We start from the raw sequence: 10,680 nt of genomic DNA on the forward strand, positions 1-10,680 counted from the left end.
AATGATTGATGCAAAGCAATTAAACAGCTTAGCGTTAGCATATATGGGTGATGCGGTATATGAACAATATATCCGCTATCACCTCCTTCAAAAAGGAAAAGTTCGTCCTAATCAATTACATCGCTTAGGGACGAGCTTTGTTTCGGCAAAAGCACAGGCGAAAGTTGTTTATCATTTATTAGAGACGTCATTTTTGACAGAGGAAGAAGAGGCGGTATTAAGAAGAGGGCGTAATGCAAATTCAGGTACCGTTCCGAAAAATACGGATGTACAAACATATCGACATAGTACAGCCTTTGAAGCGCTAATTGGTTATCATCACTTATTAAATAATCGTGAAAGATTAGACGAAATTGTATATAAGGCAATTGCAGTTTTAGAAGAAAAGGAAGGGGGCACATCATCATGAGTAGTGAATATATTATCGGACGTAACCCTGTAATTGAAGCGTTACGATCAGGGAGAGATATTAATAAAATTTGGATCGCAGAAGGTGCTGCCAAAGGGCAAGTGCAGATTGTACTAGCATTAGCGAAAGAAAATAAGATTATTTTACAACATGCACCAAAGAAGAAGTTAGATCAATTAGTTGAGGGTAATCATCAAGGTGTAATTGCTCAAGTAGCTGCATACCAGTATGCTGAATTAGAAGATTTATTCAAAGTAGCAGAAAAACGTAATGAAGATCCATTCTTCTTAATCTTAGATGAAATTGAAGATCCGCATAACCTAGGTTCTATTATGCGTACTGCTGATGCCACAGGAGCTCATGGGGTTATTATTCCGAAAAGAAGGGCTGTAGGACTTACAGCATCAGTTGCGAAAGCATCAACAGGAGCAATTGAATATATTCCAGTTGCGCGCGTAACAAACTTATCTCGCACAATTGATGAATTGAAGGAACGCGGACTTTGGATTGCTGGTACAGATGCCAAAGGAAAAACGGATTACCGTAATTTAGATGGTAAAATGCCGATTGGATTAGTAATTGGTAGTGAAGGAAAAGGTATGAGTCGTATTATTGGTGAAAAGTGTGATTTCTTAATTACTTTACCGATGGTTGGTAAAGTTACATCCTTAAATGCTTCAGTAGCCGCAAGTTTGTTAATGTATGAGGTATATCGTAAACGTCACGAAATTGGTAAATAAAAAATGAACGATATTTTAATCGTTGACGGTTACAACATTATCGGAGCTTGGGGAGACTTGAAAAAACTACGGGATGTAGATTTGCAATCATCAAGAGACGCGCTTATTGATAAGATGGCGGATTATCAAGGATATACAGGAACGAAAGTAATGATAGTCTTTGATGCCTATACAGTCCACGGTATTGAAAAAAAGATGAAACAATCGCGGGTGGAAGTAATATTCACGCGCAAAAATCAAACTGCGGACGAAAAGATAGAGAAACTTGCGATTGAGCTTAGAAATATAAATACACAAATATATGTTGCGACTTCTGATTATACGGAACAATGGGTTATATTTGCGCAAGGTGCCCTTCGGAAATCTGCGCGTGAATTAGAGTTAGAAGTACAAGCGATGGAACAACAAGTAAGAAGACGTACAAAAGACACGAAAGAAAAGCAACCTGCCATGCGAAAGATATTTAGTGAGGATATTACAGAAAAATTAGAAAAATTAAGAAGAGGAGAGCGTTGAAGCATTGACGCTCTTTGTCTTTTTACTGTATAATATTGCTAAATAAATAGCGGTCGGAGGGATCAAGGTGGAAGCAGGCTTCGTAAGTGTAGGCGACGTTACATTTCGTGATTTAGAGGATGAGGCAATCGTTGAGTTAGTTCGAAAAGGTAATACTGACGCTCTAGAATATTTAATTCATAAATATAAGAACTTTGTTCGCGCGAAATCAAGATCTTATTTCTTGGTGGGTGCCGATCGAGAAGATATTGTTCAAGAAGGTATGATTGGATTGTTTAAAGCAATTCGTGATTATAAAGAGGACAAGCTGTCTTCGTTCAAAGCATTTGCTGAACTGTGTATTACTCGACAAATTATTACCGCTATTAAAACAGCAACAAGACAAAAACATATTCCTTTAAATTCGTATGTGTCTTTAGATAAGCCGATTTACGATGAGGAATCTGATCGAACGTTATTGGATGTTATTTCCGAAGCGAAGGTGACTGATCCTGAAGAGATGATCATTAGTCAAGAAGAATATACCGACATAGAGTCTAAAATATCTGAATTATTAAGCGATTTAGAAAGAAAAGTACTTTCTTTATACTTAGATGGTCGCTCTTATCAAGAGATTTCGGAACAGTTAAATAGACATGTGAAATCTATTGATAACGCTTTACAGCGGGTGAAGAGAAAATTGGAACGATATATGGAAATGAGAGAGAGTACAACTTTAAATTCATAGAAAGTAACGCAGGTGTAAATTAATTCACCTGTTTTCTTTTTGTAACGAGAGTGAGAGTCATGACATTGACATTGTCTTTTGTTGTATGATACATTTTTAGGGACATAATGTTACAAGGCTGGTGTAACTAATGAGGAAAAAAGTTGTACTCTCATGTGAAGAGTGTAAAAATCGAAACTACTCTACGATGAAAGATACGAGCTCAGTAGAGCGACTTGAGATAAAGAAGTTTTGTAAAACATGCAATAAGCATACAGTTCACAAGGAAACAAAATAAATAATACACTGGAGGTCCCGCAGATGCGTTTAACGAACTTTTTCGGCGATGTAGGTCGCGAAATGAAAAAAGTAAGTTGGCCTAAAAAAGATGAATTACTCCGCTCAACAGCGACTGTTATCGCTACAGTTGTGTTCTTTGCGATTTTCTTCGCAGTAGTTGATATGGGCATTTCTTCTTTAATTCGGTTAATTCTTGGTTAATTCTTGAATAAGAAGCACTTATCCATGATATAATGTTATTTATAAGAACTGTGTAAAAGCCCGGTGAACGGGTTTTTTCATTTGCGCAAAAAAATGTACGTCAGGGAGGGAAGGACGCTCGTCCTAAATGAATGGAAAAAAGTTGGTATGTTGTCCATACTTATTCTGGATATGAAAATAAAGTAAAAGCAAACCTAGAGAAACGTGTAGAATCAATGGGTATGCAAGATAAAATTTTCCGTGTTGTTGTCCCAGAAGAAGTAGAAGTAGAAATGAAAAATGGTAAAGAAAAAATAATGAAAAGAAAAGTGTTCCCAGGTTACGTGTTAGTGGAACTAATCATGACTGATGACTCTTGGTATGTTGTTCGTAATACACCGGGTGTAACAGGTTTTGTTGGTTCTTCAGGTTCTGGATCTAAACCATCTCCTCTATTAGAAGAGGAAGTTGTTACCATTATGAAGCATATGGGAATGGACAATGAAGTGGTTGATTTCGACTTTGAACTTCATGAGACAGTACGTGTAAATGAGGGACCATTCGCAGATTATACAGGTGCTATTGAAGAAATTGATGTGGAGAAGAAAAAAGTGAGTGTGCTTGTAGATATGTTTGGTCGCGAGACTCCAGTTGAACTTGACTTCCATCAAATTGAAAAATTATAAAATGAAACTTGAAATGAATTGTAAAAAGTGATAATATCTTTTAAGTCAGTACGTCTTCGTTATCGGAGACGTTTTTTGAAAGATTTTATCGTTACAGATAAAATATGACGTGGGAGGGCAAATCACTGTCCAATTGACCACATCACGGACTTAAGGAGGTGTGTCTCGTGGCTAAAAAGGTAATTAAAATGGTAAAGCTTCAAATTCCTGCAGGTAAAGCTAACCCAGCTCCACCAGTTGGTCCAGCATTAGGACAAGCAGGTGTTAACATCATGGGCTTCTGTAAAGAGTTTAACGCTCGTACAGCAGATCAAGCTGGTCTTATCATCCCTGTTGAAATTACGGTATTTGAGGACCGTTCATTCACTTTCATTACTAAAACTCCTCCTGCTGCTGTTCTTCTTAAGAAAGTAGCTGGTATTGAGTCTGGTTCTGGTGAACCAAACCGTAATAAAGTGGCAACTGTTAAGCGTGATAAAGTACGCGAAATCGCTGAAACTAAAATGCCTGACCTAAACGCTGCTAGCGTAGAAGCTGCAATGCGTATGGTTGAAGGTACTGCACGCAGTATGGGCATCGTTATCGAAGACTAATTCGATTTGTTTTTAAAAAAGGTTGCGGGTCTGGAATTCCAATTCGCAACCTTTATTATCGTAAATGATTATCGTTTTTTAAAATAAAAGGATGGCGCGCATCCTCAGGTTATCCCTGGAAAAAAGGCGTAAACGTGGGAGGTTATTCCGCTAAAACCACATTCGAGGAGGAAATAAAAATGGCTAAAAGAGGTAAAAAGTACGTAGAAGCTGCGAAGCTTGTTGATCGTGCAACTGCTTACTCTGCAACAGAAGCAGTAGAATTAGTAAAGAAAACAAACACAGCTAAATTTGATGCAACTGTAGAAGCTGCATTCCGTTTAGGTGTTGACCCTAAGAAAGCTGACCAACAAATTCGTGGCGCAGTTGTTCTTCCACACGGTACTGGTAAAGTACAACGTGTATTAGTATTCGCTAAAGGCGAAAAAGCAAAAGAAGCTGAAGCTGCTGGCGCTGAATTCGTAGGCGATGCTGATTACATCGGTAAAATCCAACAAGGTTGGTTCGACTTCGATGTAGTAGTAGCAACTCCTGACATGATGGGTGAAGTTGGTAAACTTGGTCGCGTATTAGGACCTAAAGGTTTAATGCCAAACCCTAAAACTGGAACAGTTACTTTCGATGTAACTAAAGCTGTTAACGAAATCAAAGCTGGTAAAGTTGAATACCGCGTTGATAAAGCTGGTAACATCCACGTTCCAATCGGTAAAGTATCTTTCGAAGATGCTAAACTAGTAGAAAACTTCAAAACAATTGCTGACACGCTACAAAAAGCTAAGCCAGCTGCTGCAAAAGGTACTTACATGAAGAATGCAACTGTTGCTTCTACAATGGGACCTGGCGTACGCGTAGACGTTTCTACACTTGCGTAAAAATTGGAAGTTGACTTCATAAAGAAGTTTTAATATAATCATTTATGTTGTGAATTTAAATAGTGTACCGTAGACAGTAGGTGTCATTCGACTTAATTTCCTACCTAGGTGTTAATATACGAAGCGGAATTTTTTTTCTGTGACTATATGCCTCCATGTCTACAAGTTGGGCATGGAGGTTTTTAGTGCACTTTCGGTACATCTTCTATATAATCTACAGGAGGTGTAATAACATGAGCAAAGTAATCGAAACTAAACAACAAGTTGTAACTGAAATCGCGGACAAACTTCGCGCTAGTAAATCTACAATCGTTGTTGACTACCGTGGTTTAACAGTTTCTGAAGCAACAGAATTACGTAAGCAATTACGTGAAGCTGGCGTTGAGTTCAAAGTTTACAAAAACTCTTTAACTCGTCGTGCTGCAGAGTCTGCTGAAATGGCTGAGTTAAACGAATTCTTAACAGGACCAAACGCAATCGCGTTCAGTAACGAGGATGTAGTTGCTCCTGCGAAAGTATTAAACGACTTCGCTACAAAACATGAAGCTTTAGAAATTAAAGCGGGCGTAATCGAAGGTAAACTTGTAACACTTGATGAGGTTAAAGCTATCGCTACTCTTCCATCACGTGAAGGCTTACTTTCTATGCTTCTTAGCGTTCTTCAAGCTCCAATCCGTAACCTTGCACTTGCTACTAAAGCAGTTGCAGAACAAAAGGAAGAGCAAGGCGCTTAATTTTTTAAAAGATAATTACTTGTTATCTATAAAACAATACAAACCTATTTAAGGGAGGATATTTACAATGACTAAAGAACAAATCATTGAAGCAGTTAAATCTATGACTGTATTAGAACTTAACGACTTAGTAAAAGCTATCGAGGAAGAATTCGGCGTAACTGCTGCTGCTCCTGTAGCTGTAGCTGGTGGCGCTGGTGAAGCTGCTGCTGAGAAAACTGAATTTGACGTAGTACTTGCAAGTGCTGGCGCTCAAAAAATCAAAGTTATCAAAGCTGTACGTGAAATCACTGGTCTTGGCTTAAAAGAAGCTAAAGAATTAGTTGACAACACTCCAAAAGCAATCAAAGAAGGCGTTTCTAAAGAGGAAGCTGAAGAAATGAAAGCTAAACTTGAAGAAGTTGGCGCTGCTGTAGAAGTTAAGTAATTAACTTTTGATGCTTTAAAAAGCTCGCTCTCATGCGAGCTTTTTTTTTAACTGTAAAGAAAAGAGGTGGCCATATGGCAGACCATTATTTTTCTAACGACCCTTCTAGTAAGAGTGATCGTAAACGATGGGAATTTACGCTTCGTGAATCTCGATTTACTTTTTTATCTGACCATGGGGTGTTCTCGAAAAACGAAGTGGACTTTGGTTCTCGTCTTTTAATTGAAGCGTTTCAAATGCCAGATGTTAAAGGTAATGTGTTAGACGTAGGGTGTGGGTACGGTCCAATCGGTTTGTCGTTAGCGAAAGAGTTTCAAGATCGTGAAATTCACATGGTGGATGTGAATGAAAGGGCCTTGGGGCTTGCAAAAGAAAATGCCGCTAATAACAAAATTGAAAATGTACGTATTTTGCAAAGTAGTGTCTATGAAAATGTAGATGGCAAGTATGCTGTTATTCTATCTAATCCTCCAATTCGTGCTGGTAAAGATATCGTGCATGAGATTTTAGAAAAAGCTGTAGAGTATTTAGTTTCAGGTGGAGAATTGTGGATTGTTATTCAAAAGAAACAAGGTGCACCATCTGCGCTAAAAAAACTAGAAGAAGTATTTTCTGAAGTTGAAGTTGTAGAAAAGAAAAAAGGATATTATATCATAAAATCAAAAAAGCGTTGACGGTTATTTTTGGCTATGTTAACATTATACAATGCCAATATATGATTTTCTGCGTTGAGAAAAGATGTATATTTTTGTTTCTCTTGGAAAAGATAGTAAAATCAGCAGATTATGAAACAGAATGATGGTTTTCTTAAAGAAGCCATTTTTCTTTTTGAGCAGGTAGAAAGACTCAACGTATCTATCTTTAAGAGAAAAAAACTACGCTAATAGCAGTAGTTGTATTTATTTGTGATTTTGCACAAATTTTTTTGTGCATTTATAATACTCATGATTTGAGGGGTGAAGCAGTTGACAGGTCAACTAGTTCAATACGGACGCCACCGCCAACGAAGAAGTTATGCCCGTATTAGTGAAGTATTAGAGTTACCAAATCTTATCGAAATTCAAACCTCTTCTTATCAGTGGTTTCTTGATGAGGGTTTGCGAGAAATGTTCCAAGACATTTCTCCGATCGAAGACTTTACGGGAAATCTATCGCTTGAATTTATCGACTACAGCTTAGGTGAACCTAAATACTCTGTAGAAGAATGCAAAGAGCGTGATGTGACGTATGCAGCACCACTTCGTGTAAAAGTGCGTCTAATCAACAAGGAAACTGGTGAAGTAAAAGAACAAGATGTGTTCATGGGAGATTTCCCACTCATGACAGAGACTGGAACATTCGTAATTAACGGTGCAGAACGTGTTATCGTTTCCCAGTTAGTTCGCTCTCCAAGCGTATACTATAGTGGCAAAGTGGATAAAAACGGAAAACGTGGTTTTACTGCTACTGTAATTCCAAACCGCGGGGCTTGGTTAGAGTATGAGACAGATGCTAAGGATGTTGTATATGTACGTATTGACCGTACTCGTAAACTTCCTGTAACTGTTTTGTTACGCGCATTAGGGTTTGGCTCTGATCAAGAAATCACCGAGCTTTTAGGTGATAACGAATACTTAAGCAACACATTAGAAAAAGACAACACAGATAGCACAGAAAAAGCATTGCTTGAAATTTATGAGCGTCTACGCCCTGGTGAACCACCAACAGTAGAAAATGCAAAGAGCTTACTTGTGTCTCGTTTCTTTGATCCGAAGCGCTACGACTTAGCAAATGTAGGTCGCTATAAGATCAACAAAAAGCTACACATTAAAAATAGATTGTTTAACCAACGTTTAGCTGAAACACTGGTGGATCCAGAAACTGGTGAAATTTTAGCGGCAGAAGGAACAGTCTTAGATCGTCGTACGCTTGATCGCATTCTACCTTACTTAGAGAAAAACATTGGATTCAAAACAGCGAAACCAATGGGTGGAGTGGTAGCAGGCGATGTTGAGCTGCAATCTATTAAGATTTATGCTCCTGAGTCAGAAGGCGAACGCGTAATTAACGTAATTGGTAATGCAAATATTACTCGTGATATAAAACATATTACACCAGGTGATATCCTTGCTTCTATCAGCTACTTCTTCAACCTACTATACAAAGTAGGGGACACAGACGATATCGACCACTTAGGAAACCGTCGTTTACGTTCAGTAGGAGAGCTTTTACAAAACCAATTCCGTATCGGTCTTTCTCGTATGGAACGTGTTGTTCGTGAGAGAATGTCGATTCAAGATACAAATGCAATTACACCACAGGCGTTAATTAACATCCGTCCTGTTATTGCATCTATTAAAGAGTTCTTCGGAAGTTCTCAGTTATCTCAGTTCATGGACCAAACAAACCCATTAGCAGAGTTAACTCACAAACGAAGACTATCTGCATTAGGACCCGGTGGTTTAACGCGTGAGCGCGCAGGCTTTGAAGTGCGTGACGTTCACTACTCTCACTACGGTCGTATGTGTCCGATTGAAACACCAGAGGGACCAAACATCGGTTTGATTAACTCATTATCTTCGTTCGCGAAAGTAAATGAGTTTGGTTTCATTGAAACACCATACCGTCGTGTTGACCCAGAAACTGGTCTTGTAACAGGGCAGGTTGATTATTTAACAGCAGATGAAGAAGATAATTATGTTGTAGCCCAAGCGAATATGAAATTATCTGAAGAAGGAGAATTCCTTGATGAAGATATCGTAGCTCGTTTCCGTGGTGAAAACATTGTCACAAATAAAGAACGCATCGACTATATGGATGTATCTCCAAAGCAAGTAGTGTCGGCAGCGACAGCTTGTATTCCGTTCTTAGAAAACGATGACTCTAACCGCGCACTTATGGGAGCGAACATGCAACGTCAGGCGGTTCCGTTAATGAATCCGGAATCACCGATTGTAGGTACAGGTATGGAGTACGTATCAGCAAAAGACTCAGGTGCTGCAGTAATCTGTAAACACCCTGGTGTTGTTGAACGCGTAGAAGCACGTGAAGTTTGGGTACGTCGCTATGTAGAAGTTGACGGTCAAACAGTAAAAGGCGACTTAGATCGCTACAAAATGCAAAAATTCATTCGTTCTAACCAAGGAACTTGCTACAACCAACGTCCAATCGTAAGTGTTGGAAATGAAGTTGTAAAAGGTGAAATCCTTGCGGATGGTCCTTCTATGGAATTAGGTGAACTAGCACTTGGACGTAACGTGCTTGTTGGCTTCATGACATGGGACGGTTATAACTATGAGGATGCGATCATTATGAGTGAGCGCCTTGTAAAAGATGATGTGTACACTTCTATTCATATTGAAGAATATGAGTCAGAAGCTCGTGATACGAAGCTTGGACCAGAAGAAATTACACGTGATATTCCAAACGTCGGAGAAGATGCACTTCGTAACCTTGATGAGCGTGGTATTATTCGCGTCGGTGCTGAAGTAAAAGATGGAGATCTACTTGTTGGTAAAGTAACACCTAAAGGTGTAACAGAACTAACAGCAGAAGAACGTCTATTACATGCAATCTTCGGTGAAAAAGCACGTGAAGTACGTGATACATCACTACGTGTACCACATGGTGGTGGCGGTATTATCTTAGACGTAAAAGTATTCAACCGTGAAGATGGCGATGAATTGCCACCGGGCGTGAATCAACTTGTACGTGCGTATATCGTTCAAAAACGTAAAATTTCTGAAGGTGACAAGATGGCAGGACGTCACGGTAACAAAGGTGTTATCTCTCGTATTTTACCAGAAGAAGATATGCCTTACTTACCAGATGGTACGCCAATCGATATCATGTTAAACCCATTAGGGGTACCATCTCGTATGAATATCGGTCAGGTATTAGAGCTTCATCTTGGTATGGCAGCAAGATACCTTGGCATTCACATTGCAACACCAGTATTCGATGGTGCTCGTGAGGAAGATGTATGGGGCACAATTGAAGAAGCTGGTATGGCAAATGACGCGAAAACAATCCTGTATGACGGACGTACTGGTGAACCATTCGATAACCGCGTATCTGTTGGTGTCATGTATATGATCAAACTTGCGCACATGGTTGACGATAAACTTCATGCTCGTTCTACTGGACCATACTCACTTGTAACGCAGCAACCTCTTGGAGGTAAAGCTCAGTTCGGTGGACAGCGTTTCGGTGAGATGGAGGTTTGGGCACTTGAAGCTTATGGTGCTGCTTATACTCTTCAAGAAATCTTAACAGTGAAGTCTGATGATGTTATCGGACGTGTTAAGACGTATGAAGCAATTGTTAAAGGTGAAAATGTTCCAGAACCAGGCGTTCCTGAATCATTCAAAGTATTGATTAAAGAACTGCAAAGTTTAGGTATGGACGTTAAAATGATGTCTAGCGACGATAAAGAAATCGAAATGCGTGATACAGAAGATGACGACGATCATCAATCAGCAGATAAATTGAATGTCGAAGTTGAGACAACTAAGGAATAATTGGGATAACCTGTAGAC

Annotated in this window: 13 protein-coding genes and 1 other annotated feature; all 13 genes read left to right on the forward strand. The window is 39.1% G+C overall.

The features are described from left to right. Position 1: 1 nt before the first annotated feature. Positions 2-409: a Mini-ribonuclease 3 gene (locus JDS92_RS14440; RefSeq protein WP_000564265.1), complete on the forward strand. Its 408-nt coding sequence runs from the start codon at positions 2-4 to the stop codon at positions 407-409. Next, on the forward strand, positions 406-1,149 hold the full coding sequence (gene rlmB, locus JDS92_RS14445) for a 23S rRNA (guanosine(2251)-2'-O)-methyltransferase RlmB (RefSeq protein ID WP_000093761.1): 744 nt from the start codon (positions 406-408) through the stop codon (positions 1,147-1,149). Before JDS92_RS14440 ends, rlmB begins: the two co-directional genes overlap by 4 nt. Before the next feature lie 3 nt (positions 1,150-1,152). Then, entirely contained in the window at positions 1,153-1,665 is a 513-nt protein-coding gene (locus tag JDS92_RS14450; protein WP_000997879.1) for an NYN domain-containing protein, read from the forward strand. Between the two features lie 67 nt (positions 1,666-1,732). Continuing rightward, positions 1,733-2,392 (forward strand): RNA polymerase factor sigma-70, encoded by a 660-nt coding sequence (locus JDS92_RS14455; RefSeq protein ID WP_000387198.1) that lies wholly within the window; start codon positions 1,733-1,735, stop codon positions 2,390-2,392. A 130-nt stretch (positions 2,393-2,522) separates the two neighbouring features. Further along, the gene (gene rpmG, locus JDS92_RS14460; protein ID WP_012260172.1) at positions 2,523-2,669 is read left to right on the forward strand and encodes a 50S ribosomal protein L33; all 147 of its coding nucleotides are present in this window, start codon (positions 2,523-2,525) and stop codon (positions 2,667-2,669) included. Positions 2,670-2,692: 23 nt separating this feature from the next. Then, positions 2,693-2,872 (forward strand): preprotein translocase subunit SecE, encoded by a 180-nt coding sequence (secE, locus tag JDS92_RS14465; protein ID WP_001241321.1) that lies wholly within the window; start codon positions 2,693-2,695, stop codon positions 2,870-2,872. A gap of 131 nt (positions 2,873-3,003) precedes the next feature. Then, the gene (gene nusG, locus JDS92_RS14470) at positions 3,004-3,537 is read left to right on the forward strand and encodes a transcription termination/antitermination protein NusG (protein WP_000415793.1); all 534 of its coding nucleotides are present in this window, start codon (positions 3,004-3,006) and stop codon (positions 3,535-3,537) included. A gap of 167 nt (positions 3,538-3,704) precedes the next feature. Beyond that, positions 3,705-4,130: a 50S ribosomal protein L11 gene (gene rplK, locus JDS92_RS14475; protein WP_001085872.1), complete on the forward strand. Its 426-nt coding sequence runs from the start codon at positions 3,705-3,707 to the stop codon at positions 4,128-4,130. A gap of 179 nt (positions 4,131-4,309) precedes the next feature. After that, positions 4,310-5,002 carry a 50S ribosomal protein L1 gene (gene rplA, locus JDS92_RS14480; protein ID WP_002093855.1) on the forward strand — a complete coding sequence of 231 codons (693 nt, stop codon included), beginning with the start codon at positions 4,310-4,312 and terminating at the stop codon, positions 5,000-5,002. 49 nt (positions 5,003-5,051) lie between these two features. Then, positions 5,052-5,196: a sequence feature (ribosomal protein L10 leader region), on the forward strand. Positions 5,197-5,235: 39 nt separating this feature from the next. After that, entirely contained in the window at positions 5,236-5,736 is a 501-nt protein-coding gene (gene rplJ / locus JDS92_RS14485; RefSeq protein ID WP_000048718.1) for a 50S ribosomal protein L10, read from the forward strand. 67 nt (positions 5,737-5,803) lie between these two features. Beyond that, positions 5,804-6,163 carry a 50S ribosomal protein L7/L12 gene (gene rplL / locus JDS92_RS14490; RefSeq protein WP_000159737.1) on the forward strand — a complete coding sequence of 120 codons (360 nt, stop codon included), beginning with the start codon at positions 5,804-5,806 and terminating at the stop codon, positions 6,161-6,163. Between the two features lie 74 nt (positions 6,164-6,237). After that, positions 6,238-6,837 carry a class I SAM-dependent methyltransferase gene (locus tag JDS92_RS14495; RefSeq protein ID WP_000763276.1) on the forward strand — a complete coding sequence of 200 codons (600 nt, stop codon included), beginning with the start codon at positions 6,238-6,240 and terminating at the stop codon, positions 6,835-6,837. A 291-nt stretch (positions 6,838-7,128) separates the two neighbouring features. Then, complete coding sequence (gene rpoB, locus JDS92_RS14500) at positions 7,129-10,662, forward strand: DNA-directed RNA polymerase subunit beta (RefSeq protein WP_000147560.1); 3,534 nt, start codon at positions 7,129-7,131, stop codon at positions 10,660-10,662. Positions 10,663-10,680 lie beyond the last annotated feature (18 nt).

The sequence above is a fragment of the Bacillus cereus group sp. N12 genome, assembly GCF_016483575.1.
GTDB lineage: Bacteria > Bacillota > Bacilli > Bacillales > Bacillaceae_G > Bacillus_A > Bacillus_A toyonensis.